At 66.5% G+C, this 22,052-nt stretch carries 25 protein-coding genes; 17 read left to right on the plus strand and 8 right to left on the minus strand.

Translation table 11 applies throughout. The annotated features are described in order from the left end of the window. Window positions 1-748 precede the first annotated feature (748 nt). On the minus strand, window positions 749-1,498 hold the full coding sequence (locus RMCN_RS26235; RefSeq protein WP_067395527.1) for an IclR family transcriptional regulator: 750 nt from the start codon (window positions 1,496-1,498) through the stop codon (window positions 749-751). A gap of 71 nt (window positions 1,499-1,569) precedes the next feature. On the opposite strand from RMCN_RS26235, the gene pcaH reads away from it, so the two are divergent. Genes pcaH through RMCN_RS26265 form a run of 6 tightly spaced genes read left to right on the plus strand, consistent with a single transcriptional unit; the run spans window position 1,570 to window position 6,661 of the window. Further along, window positions 1,570-2,358, plus strand: coding sequence for a protocatechuate 3,4-dioxygenase subunit beta (pcaH, locus tag RMCN_RS26240; protein WP_067395530.1), 789 nt, complete (start codon window positions 1,570-1,572; stop codon window positions 2,356-2,358). After that, window positions 2,358-2,921: a protocatechuate 3,4-dioxygenase subunit alpha gene (gene pcaG, locus RMCN_RS26245; protein WP_014211509.1), complete on the plus strand. Its 564-nt coding sequence runs from the start codon at window positions 2,358-2,360 to the stop codon at window positions 2,919-2,921. The genes pcaH and pcaG overlap by 1 nt, the downstream gene beginning before the upstream one ends. Further along, window positions 2,918-4,117: a 3-carboxy-cis,cis-muconate cycloisomerase gene (pcaB, locus tag RMCN_RS26250; protein ID WP_067395533.1), complete on the plus strand. Its 1,200-nt coding sequence runs from the start codon at window positions 2,918-2,920 to the stop codon at window positions 4,115-4,117. Before pcaG ends, pcaB begins: the two co-directional genes overlap by 4 nt. Beyond that, complete coding sequence (gene pcaDC / locus RMCN_RS26255) at window positions 4,114-5,289, plus strand: bifunctional 3-oxoadipate enol-lactonase/4-carboxymuconolactone decarboxylase PcaDC (protein ID WP_067395535.1); 1,176 nt, start codon at window positions 4,114-4,116, stop codon at window positions 5,287-5,289. The genes pcaB and pcaDC overlap by 4 nt, the downstream gene beginning before the upstream one ends. Continuing rightward, complete coding sequence (locus tag RMCN_RS26260) at window positions 5,286-5,981, plus strand: 3-oxoacid CoA-transferase subunit A (protein WP_014211512.1); 696 nt, start codon at window positions 5,286-5,288, stop codon at window positions 5,979-5,981. Before pcaDC ends, RMCN_RS26260 begins: the two co-directional genes overlap by 4 nt. Next, window positions 5,978-6,661 carry a 3-oxoacid CoA-transferase subunit B gene (locus tag RMCN_RS26265; RefSeq protein WP_067395537.1) on the plus strand — a complete coding sequence of 228 codons (684 nt, stop codon included), beginning with the start codon at window positions 5,978-5,980 and terminating at the stop codon, window positions 6,659-6,661. Before RMCN_RS26260 ends, RMCN_RS26265 begins: the two co-directional genes overlap by 4 nt. On the opposite strand, the gene RMCN_RS31670 is transcribed toward RMCN_RS26265, so the two are convergent. Beyond that, entirely contained in the window at window positions 6,658-6,882 is a 225-nt protein-coding gene (locus RMCN_RS31670; RefSeq protein ID WP_234787797.1) for a hypothetical protein, read from the minus strand. The two genes, RMCN_RS26265 and RMCN_RS31670, sit on opposite strands and share 4 nt — an antisense overlap. Before the next feature lie 699 nt (window positions 6,883-7,581). On the opposite strand from RMCN_RS31670, the gene RMCN_RS26275 reads away from it, so the two are divergent. Continuing rightward, a complete protein-coding gene (locus RMCN_RS26275; RefSeq protein ID WP_084377770.1) occupies window positions 7,582-9,255 on the plus strand; it encodes a ParB/RepB/Spo0J family partition protein in 1,674 nt (557 codons plus the stop codon). A gap of 257 nt (window positions 9,256-9,512) precedes the next feature. Here the strand turns inward: RMCN_RS26275 and RMCN_RS26280 are convergent, their stop codons facing one another. Then, complete coding sequence (locus RMCN_RS26280) at window positions 9,513-10,379, minus strand: TIGR03619 family F420-dependent LLM class oxidoreductase (RefSeq protein ID WP_067395539.1); 867 nt, start codon at window positions 10,377-10,379, stop codon at window positions 9,513-9,515. A 65-nt stretch (window positions 10,380-10,444) separates the two neighbouring features. On the opposite strand from RMCN_RS26280, the gene RMCN_RS26285 reads away from it, so the two are divergent. Together RMCN_RS26285 and RMCN_RS26290 are read left to right on the plus strand one after the other, a co-directional pair. Then, entirely contained in the window at window positions 10,445-10,711 is a 267-nt protein-coding gene (locus RMCN_RS26285) for a DUF4235 domain-containing protein (protein WP_067395541.1), read from the plus strand. A gap of 7 nt (window positions 10,712-10,718) precedes the next feature. After that, the gene (locus RMCN_RS26290; RefSeq protein WP_067395544.1) at window positions 10,719-12,491 is read left to right on the plus strand and encodes a thiamine pyrophosphate-requiring protein; all 1,773 of its coding nucleotides are present in this window, start codon (window positions 10,719-10,721) and stop codon (window positions 12,489-12,491) included. Here RMCN_RS26290 and RMCN_RS26295 read toward each other — a convergent pair. After that, entirely contained in the window at window positions 12,488-12,760 is a 273-nt protein-coding gene (locus RMCN_RS26295) for a DUF4873 domain-containing protein (RefSeq protein WP_201028961.1), read from the minus strand. The two genes, RMCN_RS26290 and RMCN_RS26295, sit on opposite strands and share 4 nt — an antisense overlap. Beyond that, the gene (locus RMCN_RS26300; RefSeq protein WP_067395550.1) at window positions 12,757-13,659 is read right to left on the minus strand and encodes an AurF N-oxygenase family protein; all 903 of its coding nucleotides are present in this window, start codon (window positions 13,657-13,659) and stop codon (window positions 12,757-12,759) included. The genes RMCN_RS26295 and RMCN_RS26300 overlap by 4 nt, the downstream gene beginning before the upstream one ends. Before the next feature lie 128 nt (window positions 13,660-13,787). On the opposite strand from RMCN_RS26300, the gene RMCN_RS26305 reads away from it, so the two are divergent. Together RMCN_RS26305 and cobF are read left to right on the plus strand one after the other, a co-directional pair. Next, the gene (locus RMCN_RS26305; RefSeq protein WP_067395553.1) at window positions 13,788-14,849 is read left to right on the plus strand and encodes a YihY/virulence factor BrkB family protein; all 1,062 of its coding nucleotides are present in this window, start codon (window positions 13,788-13,790) and stop codon (window positions 14,847-14,849) included. A gap of 16 nt (window positions 14,850-14,865) precedes the next feature. Then, on the plus strand, window positions 14,866-15,630 hold the full coding sequence (cobF, locus tag RMCN_RS26310; protein WP_067395556.1) for a precorrin-6A synthase (deacetylating): 765 nt from the start codon (window positions 14,866-14,868) through the stop codon (window positions 15,628-15,630). A 61-nt stretch (window positions 15,631-15,691) separates the two neighbouring features. Here the strand turns inward: cobF and RMCN_RS26315 are convergent, their stop codons facing one another. Further along, window positions 15,692-16,168 (minus strand): nucleoside deaminase, encoded by a 477-nt coding sequence (locus tag RMCN_RS26315; RefSeq protein ID WP_064412143.1) that lies wholly within the window; start codon window positions 16,166-16,168, stop codon window positions 15,692-15,694. A gap of 40 nt (window positions 16,169-16,208) precedes the next feature. Between RMCN_RS26315 and RMCN_RS26320 the strand changes: the two genes are divergently transcribed. From RMCN_RS26320 to RMCN_RS26330, 3 genes are all read left to right on the plus strand, one after another. Continuing rightward, entirely contained in the window at window positions 16,209-16,601 is a 393-nt protein-coding gene (locus RMCN_RS26320; protein WP_064412142.1) for a phage holin family protein, read from the plus strand. 16 nt (window positions 16,602-16,617) lie between these two features. Beyond that, a complete protein-coding gene (locus tag RMCN_RS26325; protein ID WP_064412141.1) occupies window positions 16,618-17,481 on the plus strand; it encodes an Fpg/Nei family DNA glycosylase in 864 nt (287 codons plus the stop codon). Window positions 17,482-17,566: 85 nt separating this feature from the next. Continuing rightward, on the plus strand, window positions 17,567-18,499 hold the full coding sequence (locus tag RMCN_RS26330) for an alpha/beta hydrolase (RefSeq protein WP_067395559.1): 933 nt from the start codon (window positions 17,567-17,569) through the stop codon (window positions 18,497-18,499). On the opposite strand, the gene RMCN_RS26335 is transcribed toward RMCN_RS26330, so the two are convergent. Continuing rightward, window positions 18,496-19,035 carry a TetR/AcrR family transcriptional regulator gene (locus RMCN_RS26335; protein ID WP_084377772.1) on the minus strand — a complete coding sequence of 180 codons (540 nt, stop codon included), beginning with the start codon at window positions 19,033-19,035 and terminating at the stop codon, window positions 18,496-18,498. The two genes, RMCN_RS26330 and RMCN_RS26335, sit on opposite strands and share 4 nt — an antisense overlap. A 67-nt stretch (window positions 19,036-19,102) precedes the next feature. Next, the gene (locus RMCN_RS26340) at window positions 19,103-19,669 is read right to left on the minus strand and encodes a chorismate mutase (protein WP_067395565.1); all 567 of its coding nucleotides are present in this window, start codon (window positions 19,667-19,669) and stop codon (window positions 19,103-19,105) included. A 41-nt stretch (window positions 19,670-19,710) separates the two neighbouring features. Here RMCN_RS26340 and RMCN_RS26345 point away from each other — a divergent pair, with 41 nt between their 5' ends. From RMCN_RS26345 to RMCN_RS26355, 3 genes are all read left to right on the plus strand, one after another. Then, the gene (locus RMCN_RS26345) at window positions 19,711-20,460 is read left to right on the plus strand and encodes an SDR family oxidoreductase (protein WP_067395568.1); all 750 of its coding nucleotides are present in this window, start codon (window positions 19,711-19,713) and stop codon (window positions 20,458-20,460) included. A gap of 62 nt (window positions 20,461-20,522) precedes the next feature. Continuing rightward, window positions 20,523-21,512 (plus strand): SDR family NAD(P)-dependent oxidoreductase, encoded by a 990-nt coding sequence (locus RMCN_RS26350; protein ID WP_067395571.1) that lies wholly within the window; start codon window positions 20,523-20,525, stop codon window positions 21,510-21,512. 68 nt (window positions 21,513-21,580) lie between these two features. Next, on the plus strand, window positions 21,581-21,958 hold the full coding sequence (locus tag RMCN_RS26355; protein ID WP_067395574.1) for a hypothetical protein: 378 nt from the start codon (window positions 21,581-21,583) through the stop codon (window positions 21,956-21,958). Window positions 21,959-22,052 lie beyond the last annotated feature (94 nt).

The following is a 22,052-nucleotide window of genomic DNA, read 5'->3' on the forward strand; positions in this document are numbered from 1 at the left end:
ATCGACACCTTGCCCTCCGCCAGAGCCGACAACACGGCACAATAACCACGACCACGTGGCCTACTTTTCACCGTCGCTTCTGGCCTAGTTTTCAACCGTCGTCAACAATCGGAACCAGTGTGCTGACCAAACTTATGCAAACCCTATCGGAGGTACCGACAAACCTTGTGCGCCGACCGAGGGCCTCGTGATGTGCGCCGCCACCATTCGTTAGAAGCACCGTGGGTGACGCCGCCAACCGCAGAGCCCCGTCTGCCAAGCAGTGAAGTGATCTCGTCGAAGACGGAGTGGCGCTACGCCCGAGACCGTGCTCAGCAAGGCCGTGGCAGGCGGTGCCCCGGGCCCTGTCGAGCAGAAGCCACGTACCGGTGCATCGAGCAAGCTTGGTGATGTTCACCCCCCGGATAGGACCAACGCCCTGACATTGACCTACTGATCACCGAATGCCGCGGCAACGGCGCTGTTGAAATACCAGGGCGAGTATGGAGTTTGGCGTTTCCCCTCCGCTACCACGGGGCGGTTGAAGGCGCGCTCGTCGTCAGCGCCGTAAGCCCACCCTCGAGCGCGCACATCCAACTGCTGACTGTGCCCGCGAATCAGACCGGCTCTGCCCTGGCATGCATTGCCCTCCATCGGCAAGACAAGCGGTATACCGAGGAACTGCAAAGAGCGACACAACTCGTCGACCACTGAGGGCCTGGCCTTGGTGCCCTGTGGGTCGTCGGGCGGGCGAAGCTGGGCGGCAATGTCACAGCGAGCGGCCGATGCCGCGCGCCGCGACCTGCAGGGCACCGAGCAGTCTCTGGCGATCGCGTCGGAGGCTTGGCACGACCACCCCGATCGCTGCGGCCACGGAGTCGTCGGACGATCGCACCACGGGGACGGCCAGCGAACACGCGCCGAGCGACATTTCCTCGCTTGTGGTCGCCACTCCGTCTCGACGAACTCGATCGATCTGGGCGGCAAGCACCGGCTGGGCGACGATCGTGTACGGCGTGACGCGGATCAGGTTGGCAAACACATGTTCCTGAATCTCTTCCGGTGCGTAGGCAAGCAGAACCTTGCCGACTCCGGTGCAGTGCATGGGTAGCTTGCTTCCGACGCTGCTGACGATGGGGACCGAGGTGCTGCCCATCATCCGCTCGAGATAGAGCACCTCGGTGCCCTCGCGGATCGCAAGGTGCACCGTGGCCGTCGCCGCCGCGTAGATGTCATGCAGATATGGCTCGGCAATCTGGCGCAATCTGCCTTCGACGGGAGCGAGCAGTCCCGCATCCCACAGCAATCTGCCCACCTCGAAACGACCGTCTTTTCGCCGCTGCAGCGCGTGTCCGGCAACCAGTTCGCCTGCCAGTCGATGCGTGGTCGGAACCGGCAGACCGGCGCGATGGGCAAGCTCGGACAGCGCCAGGCTGCGGTGCCGCTCGTCGAACGCGGCGACGATTGCCAGCAAACGACTTGTGACCGTCGCCCCGGGGGTCGACGTGTTACCTGCCATCCTTTGCATCCTTCCGCTGAGCGAAATTCTAGTCTTCACTGCACTTCCCAGGAGCCGATACCGTGCACCGCATGACAGCAACGCCCGCCATCAACTCGGACAGCGCTTCGGCAAGTCAGGCTGAGGTCAGCTGCGAGATCGGCGCGATCGAGTCCGCCTACCTGCGTTCGGGTGTGGAAGAGACGCAACCGCGGCTCGACTACGCGCCGTATCGGAGCAGCCTGTTGCGCCACCCGACCAAGGATCTGCACCACGCCGATCCGGAAGGCGTCGAGTTGTGGACACCATGCTTCGGCGAGCGCGACGTCCATCCACTCGAGTCCGACCTGACAATCCAGCACACGGGCGCCCCGATCGGAGAACGCATGGTCGTGACCGGGCGGATCGTCGACGGTGACGGTCGGGCGGTACGTCGGCAGCTAGTGGAGATCTGGCAGGCCAACGCGGGCGGTCGCTACATCCACAAGCGCGACCAGCATCCGTCGCCGATCGACCCGAACTTCACCGGCGTCGGGCGCTGCGTCACCGACGACGACGGCTACTACCGGTTCACCACCATCAAACCCGGGCCCTACCCGTGGAAGAACCACCGCAACGCGTGGCGGCCCGCGCACATCCACTTCTCTTTGTTCGGAACCGAATTCACGCAACGCATGATCACTCAGATGTACTTCCCCGGCGATCCGCTGTTCGCGCTCGACCCGATCTACCAATCGATCACCGACCAGAAGGCGCGCGACCGGCTGGTCGCCAGCTACGACCATGACGTGACCACCCACGAATGGGCGACCGGGTACCGCTGGGACATCGTGCTGTCCGGTGCCAATCGGACCCCTGTCGACGAAGGAGCCGACCACTGATGTCCACGCTGCTGACCGCCACGCCCGGCCAGACCGTCGGGCCGTTCTTCGGGTACGCGCTGCCGTTCGACCGCGACAGTGATCTCGTGCCGCCCGGCTCACCCGGTGCGATCCAGTTCCACGGCGTCGTCACGGACGGGGCGGGTAACCCGGTTCCCGACGCGCTGCTCGAGATCTGGCAGGCCGACGCCGACGGCGTGATATCTACGGCCACCGGCTCGCTGCGTCGCGACGGCTGGACGTTCACCGGATGGGGCCGTGCCGCCACCGACGACGCGGGTCACTACAGCTTCTCCACGGTGTCGCCAGGTCCCACGCGTTCTGGTGCCGCACCGTTCTTCCTCATCACCGTCTTCGCCCGCGGGCTGCTCAACCGACTGTTCACCCGGGCCTACGTCCCGTGTGAGCAACTCGCCGACGATCCGCTGCTGAATTCGCTTGCCCGGGAGCGCCGTCAGACGCTGATCGCGACGCGCGAGGCGGCCGGCCTGCGGTTCGACATCAGGCTTCAAGCCGGGGACGACGAGACAGTTTTCCTCACCTATCCGGGACATCGGCCATGACGGACCTGTTCTGGCCGGGGGATCACCGTGCCGATGATCTGATGAGCGATCGTGCCTTCCTCGCCGCGATGGTCGCCGTCGAGCAGGCCTGGCTGGCCGCGCTCGTCGGTGCCGGGATTGCGCCTGAGGAGGCGTTGGCCGATCTCGCAGGGTACTTGGCCGACGGTGACCTCGAGGCGATCGCCCGCGGCGCCGATGCCGATGGCAATCCGGTCAGCGGATTGGTTGCCCTGCTGCGCATCCGTACCGCAAAGCCAACCGCGCAGTGGCTCCATCGCGGCTTGACGAGTCAGGATGTCGTCGACACCGCACTGATGGTGTGTGTCCGAGACGCCGTCGACCGCCTCCGCAAGGAACTCGCCCACCAGGTGCGGGCGCTGTCGCGGCTGGCTGAAACGCATTCAGGCACACCGATGCTCGCGAGGACGCTCACACAGGCCGCGTTGCCGAGCACCGTTGGTGTGAAAGTGACACGGTGGTTGTCGGCGGTGCTGGACGCCGCTGAACCGCTGACCGAATTACGCGTGCCGGTCCAAGCCGGGGGTGCGGCGGGCACCCTGGCCGCAGCCGTCGAGCTGAGCGGCTCGGTGGAAGGTGCGATCAGCTTGAGTGACTCGCTGGCCGTCGCCCTCGGTCTAGCTCCCGCGCCACCGTGGCACACCACGCGATCCGCCATCACAAGAATCGGCGATGCCCTGGTTTCCTGTTGCGACGCATGGGGGTACATCGCCGCCGATGTCGCCACAGGCAGCCGGCCCGAGATCGGCGAGTTCGCCGAGGCAGGCGGCGGCAGTTCGTCGACCATGCCGCACAAGAGCAATCCGGTGCGCTCAGTGCTGCTGCGCCGCACCGCGATCACCGCAGCGCCGCTCGCCGCCACACTGCACACCGCATCGGCGATGTCGGTCGACGAACGCTCCGACGGTGCATGGCATGCCGAATGGGCCACCCTGCGGACGCTGGCACGACACACCGTCGTCGCCGCGGCGCACGCGACGGAGCTACTGGCCGGGTTACAAATCGATGTGGAGCGCGCCCGCGCAAACCTCGGCGCCGCCGACCGCGTGCTATCCGAGCAGAAGACAATGACGGACCTGACCGGACACGCTGCGAGTGCTGAATACCTCGGAGCCGTCGAGCAACTCGTCGACGCCGCGTTGCACCGGGCCGGTCACTACCTGAAGGACGCCCCGTGAGCATTCCGCGAATCGTCGGCACCGAGTTCGGGGGAGCGGACACCGCCCCGCTGCTTCTTCTCGGGCCGTCACTGGGCACCAGTGCCGCCACATTGTGGAGCGCGGCCGCCGCCCATCTGAGCCAGAACTGGCGTGTGGTCGGTTGGGATCTGCCAGGCCACGGCCGCGGCGACACCGCGGACGCGTTCACCATCGCCGAATTGGCAGAGGCAGTGTTGGCACTGGCCGACGGGTTCACCACCGAGACATTCCATTACGCAGGCGATTCGGTAGGCGGCTGCGTCGGGCTGCAACTGTTGCTCGACGCTCCGCACCGGATCGCGTCGGCCACCGTGCTGTGTACCGGCGCGGCGATCGGGACGCCGGACGCATGGCGCGAGCGCGCCGCCACCGTGCGGTCGGGCGGAACCGAAACCATGGTGGCCGCCGCCGCGCAGCGCTGGTTCCCCGAAGGCTTCGCCGATCGTGAGCCGCTTGTCAGCTCAGCACTTCTGGAAGCCCTGCGGGCCACCGACGCGGACTCGTATGCCCAGGTATGTGAGGCGCTGGCCGACTTCGACGTCGTCGACCGGCTGCACGAGATCACCACACCGGTGCTCGCGGTCGCAGGGAGCCAGGACATCGCCACGCCGCCGGATCATCTGCAGCGCATAGCCGCCGGTGTTAAGGACGGACAGCTGGTCGTGCTCGACGGCGTGGGGCACCTGGCTCCCGCCGAGGTCCCCGCTAGAGTCGCAGCGCTGATAGCCGAACACGCATCGACAGGTTCGCCGACGACCATCGACGAGGTGTATGCCGGCGGCCTCGCGGTTCGCCGAGAAGTTCTCGGTGACGCGCACGTCGACCGGGCCATCGCCGCGACCACCGATTTCACCGCTGACTTCCAGCGGTTCATCACCGAATATGCCTGGGGCGCAATCTGGACGCGCCCGGGACTGGACCGTCGCAGCCGGTCGCTGATCACGCTCACCGCCCTGGTGGCGCGCGGGCACCACGAAGAACTCAAGATGCACCTGCTGGCCGCCCGCCGCAACGCGCTGTCCAACGACGAGATCAAGGAACTCTTGATGCAGACCGCGATCTATTGCGGAGTCCCGGATGCCAACACGGCGTTCCGGATTGCCGCTGACGTCCTACCTGACTTCGATGACGACATGGGGGAGAGGCCATGAGTCGCACCGAGATCTGCGACACCGCACGACAGGCCGTCGCCGGAATCGAGAACGGGTCAACAATTCTCGTGGGCGGATTCGGGATGGCGGGCATGCCGACCGTGCTCATGGACGCACTGATCGAGCAAGGCGCCACTGACCTCACCATCGTCAGCAACAACGCGGGCAATGGTGACACCGGCCTCGCCGCGTTACTCGCGGCCGGTCGCGTCACCAAGGTCATCTGTTCGTTTCCGCGACAGGCCGATTCGTACGTCTTCGACGAGCTGTACCGCGCGGGCAAGATCGTGCTCGAGGTGGTTCCGCAGGGAAATCTGGCCGAACGGATCAGGGCGGCGGGTGCAGGAATCGGCGCATTCTTCTGTCCGACAGCCGTCGGCACCCCCCTCGCGGAAGGCAAGGAGACGCGCACGATCGACGGTCGGACCTACGTGCTGGAGTATCCGATCCGGGGCGATGTCGCGCTCATCGGCGCCCACATCGGCGACCGGGCGGGGAACCTCCTATACCGCAAGACCGCCCGCAACTTCGGCCCGGTGATGGCCACCGCTGCAGCACTCACCATCGCCGAAGTGTCGCGCGTGGTCGACGCGGGTGGCATCGATCCCGAAATCGTGGTCACACCCGGAATATTCGTTGACCGGATTCTCGACCTGTCGACCGCCCAACACATGACGGAGGTGGCGTCGTGACGCTGCATGTCCCCACTCGCAGCACTGTGGAACACCTCGACCGCGATCCACTGGACCGTCGAGAACTGGCAGCCATCATCGCTCGCGACATTCCGCCCGGTTCATACGTCAATCTGGGAATCGGCCAACCGACGACCGTCGCGGACTACCTGCCTCCGGAAGCAGATGTGGTGCTACACACCGAGAACGGCATGCTCGGCATGGGTAGCGAAGCGGTAGGCGACGAGATCGACGGGGATCTGACGAATGCGGGCAAGGTGCCCGTCACCGAGACGCCCGGCGCTTCGTACTTTCACCATGCGGACTCGTTCGCGATGATGCGCGGCGGTCATCTCGACGTCTGCGTCCTCGGTGCATTCCAGGTCAGCCAGCGTGGCGATCTGGCCAACTGGCACACCGGCTCCCCCGACTCGATTCCCGCGGTGGGCGGAGCCATGGATCTCGCCATCGGCGCGAAAAGCGTGTTCGTCATGATGAACCTGTTCGCCAAAGACGGCACGGCCAAGCTGGTGCCGGAATGCACGTATCCGCTCACCGGCGTCAGATGCGTCAGCCGCGTCTACACCGATCATGCGATCTTTGCGATCGACTCTGCGCATGACCGCGGGGTGCGCGTGCTGGAGACCTTCGGGCTGTCACTTCGTCAGCTCAGCGACAGAATGTCGGTGCCGCTGCACTAGCGAGACGGCAGGCGCACTCGCCAGCCCCGGATTGCGAGCCGTTCGTCGGTGCTCGCGACCGAGTAACAGATCGCGGTTGCGACGACCGTCGGCAGCACGTACGTGAGGATCACGACGAAGACGACGAAGGCGATGTTCGGCTCCGTCAACCAACTCTGCGGGAATCGGGCCAGGCTGACAGCCAACCACGAGGCGATGATTGCCAGGCCAAGCGTCGTCACGGTGGGGACCTTTATCGAACGCAGCGCCAGGCGCGTCGGCTCGGACGGATCGGCCAACGATTTGCGCAGATTCCTGGTGCGGATATAGACCAGCGCGAAGTTGGCGAGGATGACGATCGCAGCGCTGGCCGACGCTGACGGCCCACCGCTCGACCAGCTCTACGACTGGTGGTCTGCGCACTCCTGATTCACACGGTTCGCGTCGCTGGTCGTTCCGCTCGGCCACGCCGCCGTATCTCTTTGCCAATTCTCAATAGCGCCAACACTTCCGGAAAACCCTTGCCTCCCGTGCGGCAAGCGGTACTGGCCACCTCGTCGAGCCGGTAGTCGATCGCGCGAGGCCGGTTCCCGACTTCGGCGGCCCGCGCGCTGCAGCGTGGGTGCGACGAGGCGGACCGCGCCGCGGCCCGCGCCTTAACGGAAGCGCCTGCGGCGCTGCTGTCGCCGGGCCCTGCGGGCCCAGCGTTAGTTTGTTTGCCTTCTGGCCCTCCGATTGTGGCCGGCGGTCCGCTGCGCGCAAGGCCACGGCCTCCGCTGCGCTTCGGGCCCAAGGGCTCGCAAACTTTTCCGCTCGCTGGCGCTCGCGAGGAAAACTTTGCGCCCGGACCTTGCACTCCACGGCCCTAATGCCGGCCCAAATCTCCAGTGCCAGAAGGCAAACAGAACGGGCGGCAACGCCCCCCACCGAAAGGCAGTGCAATGACCGACACCATCACCACGGCCGACCCCGAATACGGCACCGACCATCACGAAGGTCCGGACGCGCCGCTGGGCGGCACCCTGGAGCACCTGGATCCGACCAGTCTGGTCCTGGAGGACAACGTGCGTGACGAGGCCGACCTGGACAAGGACTTCCTCGACAGCATCCGCGAGCACGGCGTGCTGACCCCGGTTGTCGCCGAACGCGGTGACGACGCGATCGTTCGGGTCCGGGCGGGACAGCGGCGCACCCTGGCCGCACGCGCTGCCGGGCTGGCTACCATCCCGGTGTACATCCGGCCCGCGACCGCCGCCGACGACCGCACACAGCTCACCGAACGCATCGGCCAGCAGATCGTCGAAAACGACAAACGCCGCAACCTCACCGACGCCCAACGCGCCCGAGGCATCCAGCAGCTGCTCGATGCCGGGGTGTCGGTCACCAAGGTCGCCAAACGTCTGGCGGTCCCGCGCGACACCGTCAAAGCCGCTGCTACAGCGACCAGCCCGACGGTGGCGATGGATGCGCTCGACGCCGGGCAGCTCAGCTTGGTCGAGGCCGCCGCGCTAACCGAGTTCGAGGACGCGGACGAGGGCACGCTGCAGCAGCTCATCGATGCCGCTGGCGGCCCGCAGTTCGAGCACACCCTCGCCCAGCTGCGCCAGCAGCGCCAGAGCGCCAAGGCACTCGAAGACGCCGCCCAATCCTACCGGGCGCAGGGCTACCGGGTCCTCGACGAGCAGCCAGCCTGGCGTGACACCAGCTGCGTCGAGCTGCGGTGGCTGCGCACCGCCGACGGCGAAGCGGTCACCGAGGACGAGATCACCGATCCGGCCCATTGGGCGGTGTGGCTGGACGAGGAAATGGGGTTCGTCGACCGCGCTACCGGCGAGCGGGTTGACGAGGACTGCATCGACTTCGCCACCGAAGACGATCTCAATGCCGAAGCCGAGGAAGGCCTGCGTCACTTCTCCACGGTGCTCGAAACAACGGTGTTCGCCCCCGAGTGGTACTGCATCGACTACGAAGGTGCAGGCCTGCAGCTCGATTCGTTCCTGACCAACACCCGCCCGGTGGTGCACGGCCGCGACGACGCCACGAACGGCGCGGGCGGTGAGGACGCCGAAGCACGGGCACAGCGCGAAGCCGAAGCCGCTGAGGCGGCCAAGCGCGAACGCCGCAAGGTGATCGCGCTCAACAAGCTCGGTGACGCCGCCGCCACCGTGCGCCGGGACTATGTGCGCAAGCTCCTGGCGCGCAAAACCCCACCCAAAGGGGCGGCGGTGTTCGTCGCCGACTGCCTGGCTCGCGACAAGTACCTCCTGCAGGAAAACCGTGGCGACGACACCGCAGCCGAACTGCTCGGATTGGGTAAGAGCACCGGCATCCGGGAGCTGATCAAAGGACTGGGCGCAACCGGTGACCCTCGCGCCCAGGTGATCACCCTCGCACTGGTGCTGGGTGCTCTCGAGGCCCGCACACCCAAGGATGCCTGGCGTCACTCGGGCTCGTGGGGTCAGCACGTCAAATCGGCTGACTACCTGAAATTTCTTGCCGCAGCGGGATATTCGTTGGCCGCGGTGGAAGAGGTCATCATCGGCAAGGCGGACGCCGACGCCGTGTATGACCGCACCCTGCAAGACAAGCAGGCACCATCTGACGACGACGAATAACAGCGGTGGCCGTGTGGGACCGGATGCGCGCGTGGCCGGTCCCACACCCCGCCACCGGCCAACCGTCGTGCACATGCAGCGGAGCGGCCGCCGCCGGCGCCCGCCACACCCCCCGATGCGGAAGCGCCTGCGGCGCTGCTCGACGCTGGCCCCCTACGGGTCCGGCGCTGCCTCATTTGCCTTTCTGGTTCAGCGATTGTGGCCGGCGGTCCGCTCGGTAACCCCTTTCGCGCCTCGCGAGCTGCAGAGCGTGCTCGTCACAGCTTGTCGATGACCTTCTCGGCGAACTTCTCCAGGTGACGGATCTTGGTGTCGAGCGGTTCTGCGTCGGGTCCGGTGATGTAGGGAATCCGGAACCCGACGATGACGTCGGTGACGCCCTTGTCCTCGAGTCGTTTGATGCCGTCGGCTGTATAGGCGTCGGGGGAGATGACGTGTACTTCGAACGGTCCGGTGCGGCCCTCTTCGTCACGGAACTGCTTGAGCTGCTTGAGGAGTCGGTCCAGCTCCTCGGCGTCGCCGCCGCCGTGCATCCAGCCGTCGTTGCGCGCCGCCCGCTTGAGTGCGGCGTCGGCGTGGCCGCCGACGAGGATCGGGATCGGTTCGGTGGGCGCCGGTGTCATCTTCGTTTTGGGGATGTCGTAGAACTCGCCGTGGAACTCGAAGTAATCGCCGGTGGTCAGCCCCCTGATGATCTCGATGCACTCGTCCATGCGCTTACCGCGCTTGGCGAACGGCACATCCATCAGTTCGTAATCCTCGGGCCATGGGCTGGTGCCGACACCCAGGCCGAGACGGTTCCCGAATAGCGCGGCCAGCGATCCGGCCTGCTTGGCCACCAGCGCGGGCGGCCGGATGGGGAGCTTGAGGACGAAGAAGTTGAAGCGCAGCGTGCTGGTGACCGCGCTCAGCGCGCCGGCGAGCACGAACGCCTCGATGAACGCCTTGCCGTCGAGGAACTCTCGCCGTCCGTCCGGGGTGTAGGGGTATTTGGAGTCCGACTCGAACGGGTAGGCAACGCTGTCGGCGATCGTCATCGCGTGGTAGCCGGCCGCCTCCGCGGCTTGTGCCAGTGGAATGTAGAACGTCGGATCGGTCATGGCTTCGGCATAGGTGAACCGCACGCGGCAATACTAGAACGTGTTCTAGTTCGTGGTTTAGGTATTGGCGCATCGGGAATCTGGACGCCGTGAGTGCGGCCAAAGCTATGTACAAACCCCTGTCGATGGTCAGCAGTGTCGTGGGTGGGCTCATCGCAGGCAAGATCTTCACCGAGATCTGGCAGCGGGTGAACCCGGACGACGAAGAGCCGGATCCCGAGGACCTCAGCCGATCGACCAAGGAGGTCTTCATCGCCGCGGCGATACAGGGGCTGCTCATCGGCGTGGTGCGTGCCGCGCTGGCGCGCGGCCAGGCTAAGAGCTTCCAGGCACTGACCGCCGAAAACCCCGAGTAGCAACGAGGTGACCGAGCTCGTCGCGGACGCGATGGTCGCACGGTTGCGCGCCTGGGGGACGACGCGAGTCTTCGGGTACGCCGGAGACGGCGTCAACACCCTGCTCGGCGCGCTCGCGCGGGCCGGTGATCCCGAGTTCGTCTCGACACGGCACGAGGAACTCGCGGCCTTCGCGGCCTGCGGCCACGCCAAGTACTCCGGCGAGGTCGGGGTCTGCCTTGCGACCCAGGGCCCGGGTGCGATCCATCTACTCGCCGGCCTCTACGACGCCAAGCTGGACCGCAGGCCCGTGGTGGCCATCGTCGGGCAGGTCGTTTCGACGGCGCTGGGCAGCGGCTATCTGCAAGAGGTCGATCTGCACGCACTGTTCAAGGATGTTTGCGCGCAATACGTCCAGACCGTCTTCGCCCCGGAGCAGCTGCCGATGGCATTGGACAATGCCATGCGTACCGCGTTGGCGACTTCCACGCCGACGTGCCTGATCGTGCCGCATGACGTCCAGAAGGCAGAGATGCCCGACGAGTTGGAGCACAGCCACGGTGTGGTCCCCTCGGCCGCGGTGTACACCCGTGCACACGTGGTGGCGCGCGACGCCGATGTGGGTCGCGCCGCCGATTTGCTCAACGACGGCGAGAAGATCGCCGTACTGGTGGGACGTGGTGGGAGGGGCGCCGAGGACGAGCTCACCCGGATCGTCGAACTCCTCGGCGCGGGCGTGGCGACGTCGCTTCTCGGCAAGCCGGTCCTTGACGAGTCGGCGCCGTGGCACACCGGGGTGATGGGACATCTGGGCACGACGGCGAGTGCACAGCTCATGGCCGACTGCGACACGCTGCTGATCGTCGGCAGCAACGACCCGTGGACGGAGTTCTATCCGGCACCCGGTCAGGCTCGCGCGGTGCAGATCGACGTCGAGCCACGGGTCGTGGGCGCGAAGTATCCGGTCGATGTGGCGCTGACCGGCGATGCGGCGGACACGTTGTCGCGGCTGGCCCCGCTGCTGCGCCGCAAGACCGACCGTTCTTGGCAGCAACAGGTCGAGGGCTGGACGCAAGATTGGCACCGTGAATCCGAGGAACGCGCCGAGGCCCAATCCGATTTGGCCAACCCGGAATTCGTCGTGCGAACGCTGTCCGAGCATTTACCGGGCCACTCCCGCGTCGCCGTCGATGTCGGATCCGCGACGTACTGGTACGCCCGCCACCTCCGGCTGCCGCCCGGTGTCCCCGCGCATGTGTCGGGCTATCTCGCGTCGATGGGATGCGCCCTGCCCTATGGGATAGCGGCCAAGCTCGATGCGCCGGAGCGTCCGGTCGTCGCGCTGGTCGGTGACGGTGCGATGCAGATGAGCGGTCTGCTCGAACTCGTCACGATCGCCGACCGGTGGCGGGACTGGACGGACCCGCGGTTCGTGATCCTCGTCCTACACAACCAGGATCTGACCGAAGTCTCCTGGGAGCAACGGGAGATGGAGGGCGACGCGCGCTTTCCCGACTCACAGCACGTCCCGGCATTCCCCTACGCCGACTACGCCGAGCTGCTCGGGCTACAGGGTTTGCGAGTGGTCGAGTCCGAACAGGCGCCGGCGGCGTGGAGCAAGGCGTTCGCGGCCGACCGGCCGACCCTGATCGAGGCCATCGTCGACCCGAAGACGCCGTTGCTTCCGCCGTTGATGCCGGAAGCCAAGGCCGACAAGGTGTATGCCGCGCTCGCCGGTGAACCGGACGGTGCCGTGACGTGGGAGCGGGTCGCCGTGCAGCGCAAGCCGCCGTCGCCCTAATCGTCCAGGAAGTACGGCGGGGCGCCGACACCCGCAACACAGTGCGTGCCCCACGGCGTCACCTCGGTCAGCTGCCCCTCGGCGGTGCGGTCGGCGATCTGGATGCGGACCGCCTTGGGCAGTCGCGTATCGGATGCGAGATCGAAAACCATTCCGCGCCAGTGGTATCTGCCGTCGATGGGGTCGATGTGACCGGTCAGGCGCACCCGAACGCCATGATCCGTGTCGTCCATTCGTAGGGCCGCAGGGCCGTCGTAGACAGCGCTCATCGGGGCAGGAAGCCGCTTCGACGCCACATCCGGCGGGCGATCGGACCCATCAGCCCGACCTCCTCGAGGAAGGCTGCCAGCGGTGCGAATCCGGCGACCTGGGTGTCGAGGCGGTGCGGACTGCGGCGCGCGAGGCGCCGTGTAGGCCGGGGGTCGAGCCCGACTCGCTGGTATTGCACCTTGTTCGTGAACAGGAAGCGGAAGAAGTAGCCTCCCAGCCCGTTCACGTTGGACAGCACGAACTTCGGCAACCGCCGCATGTTGGGGACACGCTTGCGCAGTCCGTCGCGGGCGAACTGGATGTGCCGGGCCTCCTCGGTGACGTGAATCCGCATGAGGCGCCGAACGATCGGCTGCAGTTCGTCGTCGTCCATCATTTGACGCTGCAGCGAGTCGAAGATCTCCTCGCCGATCAACGCCGCGACCCACAGGGCGGAGCCCTGAAATACGAACGGCAGCGCGTTGATGATCACGCGCTGATACCACTTGGGCCACACCGGCTTAGCGCCGACCCGCTGGATCGCCTTACCGAACATGACCATGTGGCGCGTCTCGTCGCCGAGTTCGGTGAGTTCGTAGTGCGTTGCGCTGGCGGTGGGGTCCTGATGCATCATCTTGCGCAGCAGCGACTGGTTGAGGATGTTCTCGAACCAGATGCCCGCCGACAATGTGTTGACCAGTTCCTGGCGGGACAGTTCGATCTGCTGCTCTTTGCTCATCGCGTCCCAGACCGGTGTCCCGTACAGCGACACGAGCTTCGGCGGCAGGAAGAACTTGTCCGGATCCAGCGGAGCGTCCCAATCGATGTCAACGACCGGCGCGTACGACTTCTTGACTGATCCCCTCAGAAGGCGCTCGGAGAACTCGGCGCGGCTGGGGGTCAGGGTCGGGTTGGTCATCGTTGACGTCCCTTCGGTGGCGGTTCTCTCAAGGTAGGCAAGAGCCCCCGCTTCAGTCAATACCCGCGGTACTGGATACTTGCGGTACCGAAAGCGTTTGATGCTCTCCGGTCGGGGTACCGGGTGGTATGCCAATTGACGAGGCCGACAGAGTAGACGGAGCCGTCCGGGCTCCCGACCCGGACGATCCCCGCAAACCCGAGTCGCCGACCGATCTCACCCGACCGTCCCTGCTGTATTCGATGCGCAAGGCGGTGCGCGAATTCCAGAAGGACGAGTGCACGGATCTGGCCGCAGCGCTGACCTACTACGCGGTGTTGTCGATCTTTCCCGCGCTGGTCGTCATGGTGTCGCTGTTGGGCGTGTTCGGTCAGGGCAGGCGCACGGTCGATGCGCTGCTCGACATCGCCTCGGATGTGGCGCCCGCGTCCGCGCTCGATACTCTGCGCCCGACGGTCGAGCAACTCGTCAAATCGCCCACGGCCGGATTCGCGCTGGTGGTGGGCATCGTAGGGGCGTTGTGGTCCGCATCGGGTTACGTCGGCGCATTCGGGCGTGCGATGAACCGCATCTACGAGATCGACGAGGGCCGACCGGTGTGGAAGCTGCGACCGGTGCAGCTGCTGCTGACGCTGATCGGTCTGGTGATGGCGGCCGCCGTGGTGTTCATGCTGGCGGTCAGCGGACCCGTGGCCCAGGCGCTCGGCGATGCGATCGGGTTGGGAGATGCGGCGGTCACGGCGTGGAACGTGGTTCGGTGGCCGCTGATCCTGCTCTTCGTCGTGATTGCGGTCGCGATCCTGTACTACGTCACACCCAACGTCCAGCAGCCGAAATTCCGATGGATCAGCGGCGGCGCGGCGCTTGCGATCGTCGTGTGGCTGCTCGCGTCGCTGGCATTCGGGCTCTACGTGGCCAACTTCGGCAGCTACAACAAGACGTACGGCGCGTTGGCCGGTGTCATCGTGTTCTTGCTGTGGTTGTGGATCACGAACCTGGCGCTGCTGTTCGGCGCGGAAGTGGACGCCGAGGTCGAGCGAGGCCGCCAACTGCAGGCCGGTCTGCCCGCCGAACACGAGTTGCAGTTGCCGCCCAAGGACGACCACAACATCCGCAAGGAAGAGGCCGCAGAGAAGAAGGACGCCAAGCGGGCCAGGCGGCTCCGGCTTTCGCGCGGCCGCAAACACTGAAGGCATACTCGCGGGCGTGACCCGTCGAATTCACGTCATCGGCATCGGCGCGGGCGACCCCGACCACGTCACGGCCCAAGCGGTGGCCGCGCTCAACGACACGCAGGTGTTCTTCGTCATGGACAAGGGCTCCCCGAAAGACGACCTGGTGGCGCTGCGACGACTCATCTGCCAACGCTTCATCCGCGAGCCCGGATACCGATTCGTCGAACTACCCGACCCGCCGCGGGTCAGGGAGGCGTCGGACGGCCCGGCGTACCGGCAGGCGGTCGCCGACTGGCACGCCGCGCGGGCACGGGTGTGGGCCGACGCCATCGAGGCCGAACTCCCCGACGGCGGTACCGGAGCATTTCTCGCGTGGGGCGACCCGTCGCTGTATGACAGCACCCTGCGCATCCTCGACACCGTGGCAAGCCACGTCGACATCGACTACGACGTGATCCCCGGCATCACCGCGATCCAGGCGCTCACCGCGCGACATCGCATCCCGCTCAACGACGTCGGCGAACCGGTGCTGATCACCACCGGCAGGCAACTGCGTGACCGCGGGCTGACCGGAAGCGCGGTCGTGATGCTCGACGCCGACTGCTCGTTCCTGACGTGTCCGCCCGACACCGGTATCTGGTGGGGTGCCTATCTCGGCACGCCCGACGAGTTGCTGATGTCGGGCACCGTGGGCGAGGTCGGTGAGGAGATCGCCAGGGTGCGCGCCGACGCGCGGGCGCGTCACGGCTGGATCATGGACACCTATCTTCTGCGTTCGGCGACCGGAGGTGCTTAACGGGTTGATCGCACGTATCGGGTGCGTGCAATCAACCACTTAAGAGCGCTACTGGGCCGGACTAGGGGCGTCCGGCAGCGTTGCGTTGCATCCACAACCGGTAGACGTCGATGGCGGCGTCTTCGGGCTGATAGCGCATCGGTAGCCGCCGCTGCGCCCAGTTCTTGGCGAACTCGTCGTAGAACGTGTTGAGCTCGAAGTACTTTCGATCGTCGACGTAGTAGCGCGCATAGTCGTCGCGGGTGGTCAGGAAGACCACTTCGTCAGGGGAGCAGTAGTACAACGAGCCCAGGCACATCGGGCAGGGGTGGGCGAGAACGTAGATGGTCGTGCCGACCAGGTGCTCGGTGCCGAGCATTGTGCACGCCTGCCGGATAGCGAGGATCTCGGCGTGCGCGGTCGGATCATGTGTCTGGACAACCTGATTGGCGCTCTCGGCCAGCACCTGTCCGTCCCTGGCGATGACCGTGGCGAACGGGCGACCACCCTCTTCGACGTTTCGCCGTGCGAGGTCGATGGTTCGCTGAATGAAATCCACGGCTGCCCCTCCGGTGCGTCGACTGGTTTAGGCTAATGCGATGTCGTTCCTCCTGCGGGCCGCTTTGACCGGTCTCGCGCTGTGGGTGGTGACACTGGTTGTTCCCGGAATCAGGTTCGTGGGGGCCGACTCGCGACTGCAGGAAGTCGGCATCATCTTCGTCGTCGCGGTGATCTTCGGTCTGGTCAATGCGTTCATCAAGCCGATCGTGCAGATCATCTCGATCCCGCTCTACATCCTCACTCTCGGGCTGATCCACGTCGTCATCAACGCGTTGATGTTGTGGATTACGTCGTGGATCACCGAGCACACCACGCACTGGGGGCTCTACATCGACGACTTCTGGTGGACGGCGATCTGGGCCGCGATCGTGCTGTCCGTCGTGAGCTGGCTGCTGTCGCTGATCGCCGGCGGTGCCTCGCGAAGCGATTGACCGGCACACTGGAACCATGCCCGAACTCCCCGAAGTCGAAGCACTCGCCGACCACCTGCGCCGCCATGCCGTCGGCCGCACGGTGGCGCGCATCGACGTCTCGGCGTTTTCGGTGCTCAAGACCTTCGACCCGCCGATCACGGCGCTGCACGGTCAGACCGTCACAGACGCCAACCGGTGGGGCAAATACCTCGGGCTGCAAGTCGGCGACCTGCACCTGATCACCCACCTGTCGCGCGCCGGGTGGTTGCGGTGGTCGGACAAGCTGGCCGCAGCGCCGCTGAAGCCGGGCAAGGGGCCGATCGCGCTGCGCGTGCACCTCGGGACTCCGGGCGAAGGGGCAGGCTTCGACCTCACCGAGGCCGGGACCCAGAAGCGGCTCGCGGTGTGGGTCGTCGACGATCCGACCAAGGTGCCCGGCATCGCCACGCTGGGGCCCGACGCCCTGTCGATCGGGCCCGACGACCTCGCAAGCCTGCTCGCGGGCAACAGCGGTCGGATCAAGACGGTGATCACCGACCAGAAGGTGATCGCCGGTATCGGCAACGCCTACAGCGACGAGATCCTGCACGTCGCGCGGATCTCGCCCTTCGCGACGGCGGCCAAGTTGACCGACGCGCAACTGTCGGCGTTGCACGACGCGATGATCGGTGTGCTCTCCGATGCGGTGACTCGCTCGGTCGGACAGCAGGCCGCGACGCTCAAGGGGGAGAAGCGCTCCGGGCTGCGGGTGCACGCCAGAACCGGCCTGCCGTGCCCGGTGTGCGGGGACACCGTGCGCGAAGTGTCGTTCGCCGACAAGTCTTTCCAGTACTGCCCGACCTGTCAGACCGGTGGCAAGGTGCTCGCCGACCGGCGACTGTCGCGGCTGCTCAAGTAAATGTGAGCAGCCGCGCGTCGCTGCAGGCAGCGCGGTCCGCTAACGCGAGTTGTCAGCCGGTGATCGTCGGCTGACGCTGATAGGCATGGAATACGCCCGATACGCATCGTTCATCCCCGCCCGCCACCGCCCCGACCCACCGATCGACCCGACGTCGACCTGGTGGACCTGGCGCGGCCGCAGAATCCACGTCGCGCGCGCGAGCGCACCGGACGCCGCGATGCGACTGATGGTCGTTCATGGCGGTGGCGGTTACTCGGGCGCGCTGTGGCCGATCGCGGCGGCCGCCGCACGGGAGGGGGTCGAAGTGCTCGCGCCGGACATGCCGCTCTACGGCGACACCGTCGAGCCTGATCCAGGGTCGGTCCGCTATCCGGACTGGCTGGACATGCTCGCCGATCTCGTCACCGCCGAACGCGCCGACGATCGGCGACCGCTCGTCCTGTTGGGCGCCAGCATGGGCGGGATGATGGCCTACGAGGTGGCTGCGCGCACAGGCGAAGTCGCGCACGTCGTGGCGACCTGTCTGCTCGATCCCGCCGACCCCGACGCACGACGGGCGGCTGCGCGCACCTCGGCGATCGGGCCCATCGCGCCGGCGTTGATGAAGGCGGTCGACCCGTTGTTCGGCCGCATCCGGGTGCCGATCCGGTGGCTGGTCGACATGAACAACATGAGCCACGACCCGGAGTTGACCCGGCTGTGTGTCACCGACCCCAAAGGCGGCGGCGTGCGGGTCCCGCTCGGATTCCTCAGTAGCTGGTTGAACTTCCGGCACGCGGTACCCGAGGCATTCCGCGCGGCACCGGTCACCCTGGTGCATCCGGCGGCGGACCGCTGGACTCCGCCGCAACTGAGCACCCGGTTCCTGGACCGCATCGCCGCGCCGACATCGCTTGTGCTGCTCGAGAACTGCGGACACTACCCGATCGAGGAACCCGGCCTCACCCAGATGGTGGCGACGCTACGCGCGGTTCGCGACGACGTGTTGTCCGGTTCGGCGGACAGAGGGCGCTAAGACGGCGGCGCCAGCCGGTCCACCAGCGCCACCAGTTGCTCGACGTCCATGTCGCGGCCGGTCATCACCCGGTGAAGGTGTGCGTCGACCATGTGAACCACGGTCCGGGCGGTCAGTTCCGCGTCATCGCCGCCGCGGCCACACCGGCCCAGGAGGTAAGCCACCTCGCCGGAGATGTCGTCCTCGAACGACCCCAGCGCGTCGAGGTCGGACGGCAGGCGCGGTCCGAGGCGGTGCATGAGCCGGTGCAGACCCGGACGGTCGCGGTGCAGGTCGACGACCGCCTCGAGAATCATGCGCATCGACTCCTCGAACGGCGGCTCCTCGTCACGCAGGCGCTTGAAGACCGCATCCATGCGCGCTCGAGCCTCGTTGACGTGGCGTTCGGCCAACGCCCGGATCAACGCCTCCTTGTTCGGGAAGTACTGGTAGAGGCTGCCGATCGACACGCCGGCGCGATCGGCGATGCGGTTCGTCGTCGCCTTCAGGCCTTCGCGATTGAAAACCTGAGCCGCGGCCTCGAGCAGCACCTCCACGGTGTCTCGGGACCGGTTCTGGCGGGGTCGTTTCCGGGGTTCGTCGATGCGCTCATCCTACGTCGGTTCAGTTGGCGCGACAGTACGATCGGGTGGCCGCCGACAACGCGTGCCGGTAGAGCGGGTCCAGCCGGCGGGCGTCGGCGACGGCGGCTGTCGCATCCTCCCGCATGGCTGCGCAGTGCGGACTCTGCAACGAATTCCACTGCAGCGCAATCTGGTCGACCATCGCTTTGTTGAATTCGTCGATCTGCGAACGTGTCTCGGAGAGGTCCGGCGCGGTGCGAGGCGCGGTGGCCGGGTCGAACTTCCACTGGCCGAAACGGGTGTACTGGACGCCCTCGGTGGCGTCGATCTGGTCGGCGAAGATCGCGCGCACGTACCCCGGGTCGATGCCGCGCGCAGAGGCGTCGGCGGCCACCGCATCCAGAACCGCATCGGCGCGCTGTGCGTCCGTGATCGGCCCGCCGTTGATCCACTTGGCGGCTGCGACCGCGTCGGCCGTGGCCAGGCGCTGCGCGGCCGTATCGACAAGCCGGTACAGGTCAGAAGCCGGTTGGGCGGCGGCGACCGTCGGGGAGAGCGCGACGCAGAGCGCGGCGAGCAGGAATGTCACTGTCCGCAGGAGAACCATGTGGCCATTCTGACGGCGATCGCCTCGCCTAGTCTGTCGGGGTGACTCGGCAGAAGATCCTGATCACCGGCGCTAGCTCGGGGCTGGGCGCCGGGATGGCCCGCGCCTTCGCCGCGAAGGGTCGTGACCTGGCGTTGTGTGCCCGGCGCGTCGACCGACTCGATGAGCTCAAGGCCGAGCTGCTCGCGCGGCATCGCGGGATCAACGTCGCTGTGGCCGCGCTCGACGTCAACGATCACGAGCAGGTCCCGAAGGTGTTCGCCGAGCTCTGCAACGAACTCGGCGGGATCGACCGCGTCATCGTCAATGCCGGTGTCGGCAAGGGTGCGCCGCTGGGCTCGGGCAAACTGTGGGCGAACAAGGCCACCATGGAAACGAATCTCGTTGCGGCGCTTGTTCAGATCGAGACCGCACTGGAGATGTTCAAGAAGGCCGGCGGCGGACACCTGGTACTGGTTTCATCGGTTCTCGGTAACAAGGGCGTGCCCGGCGTCAAGGCCGCCTACGCCGCCAGCAAGGCCGGCGTGTCGTCACTCGGGGAGTCCCTGCGCGCGGAGTATGCGCGCGGGCCCATCAAGGTCACGGTGCTCGAGCCGGGTTACATCGAGTCCGAGATGACGGCCAGATCCGAGTCGACGACGTTGATGGTGGACAACGAAACCGGTGTCCGGGCAATGGTCGCCGTGATCGAACGCGAAAGTGGGCGCGCGGCTGTTCCGTGGTGGCCGTGGGCCCCGCTGGTTCGCGTGCTGCGGGTGCTGCCGCCGCGGCTGACGAAGCCGTTCGCGTAGGCCTCCGTGTAGAGGCTGGCGCTTGGGGGAACCCGCAGCGCTAGTTCCTAGAGGAGGTTTTTATGAGGGTGCTGGTGACCGGGGGTACCGGTTTTGTCGGGGCGTGGACGGCGAAGGCCGTGGCCGAAGCGGGCCATCAGGTGAGATTTCTGGTCCGCGATCCGGCACGGTTGAAGACGAGCGCCGCGCAGATCGGTGTCGCGACCGACGACTACGCCGTCGGCGACATCGCCGACGCTGAGTCGACGGCCGCGGCTATGGACGGCTGTGATGCCGTAATCCACTCCGCGGCAATGGTTTCAGTCGATCCCCGGCAGGCCGACAAGATGCTGCGGACCAACCTCGACGGCGCCCACAACGTGCTCGGTGGGGCTGCCGAGCGTGGCCTCGACCCGATCATCCACGTCTCCAGCTTCACGGCACTGTTCGACCCGGATCGCAGTGTGCTGCACGCCGACCTTCCAGTCGTGGGAGGGACTGACGGCTACGGGAAGTCCAAGGCGGAGGTGGAGAAGTACGCGCGAGGCCTACAGGATGCGGGTGCGCCGGTGAGCATCACGTACCCGGGCATGGTGCTGGGGCCGCCCGCGGGTGACCAATTCGGTGAAGCGGCAGAAGGTGTTTTAGCCGCGGTCCAGATGCGCGGGGTGCCGGGCCGCGGCGCCGCATGGATCGTGGTCGACGTTCGAGACCTGGCTGCGTTGCACGCGGCGCTGCTCGAACCCGGCAAGGGGCCACGCCGATACATGGCCGGCGGCAAGCGAGTTCCGATCGCCGACTTGGCGTCGATGATCGGAAAGGCGGCGAACAAGTCGCTGCGGGTGTACCCCGTGCCGGATACGGTGTTGCGCAACATCGGGAGGGTGGTCGACGTGGTTGGCCCGTTGCTGCCCTTCGACGCGCCGGTCACCGCAGCGGCGATGCAGTACTACACGCAGATGCCGGCCTCTGACGATTCGCCCAGCGAAACCGAACTCGAAATCTCGTACCGCGATCCACAGGAAACGCTGGCGGACACCGTTTCCGGACTCAAGCAGGTCGGCAGGCTGTGACCGGAGCCTCATCCGGCGGAGAAAGTTTGAAGGTTTTAGTAATCCGCTGACGTGGTAGCCCTCAGAACATGAACGTAAAACTGACGAAGATGATGCCCCTGTTGTTCTCGGGCGCCGCGGCAGTTGCGATCGCCGTCGCGCCGGTGGCCGGTGCGCAGCCGGCACCTCCTCCGTGTCTGAATGCCGACGGCACCCCGTGCGCCGTGACCGGCAACATCGACGCCTCTCCCGGTGGCGGTGCGGAGGTGAACGTCCCCGGTGGTCCCCAAGGCACCGCTGACGGTGGCGGCGCCTCGGGTGTGATCCCCGGTGGCCCCGGCGGTACGGCCGGACCCGGCGGTGCAAGCGGGTCGCTGGCTCCGAACGGACCCGGTGGGACTGCCGGCCCCGGTGGCGCGAGCGGTTGCCTGCCGAACGTCGGCTGCATCAACATCCCCGCCCCGTAACCACTAGCAGCTCGATCCAGCGCCCGGCCACGCGGCGCACGCTCCTCGCTGAGCGTGCGCCGCGTCGCTTTTTCCGTGGAGGCACGGCGTCGAC

This window comes from Mycolicibacterium novocastrense, assembly GCF_001570485.1.
GTDB classification, from domain to species: domain Bacteria; phylum Actinomycetota; class Actinomycetes; order Mycobacteriales; family Mycobacteriaceae; genus Mycobacterium; species Mycobacterium novocastrense.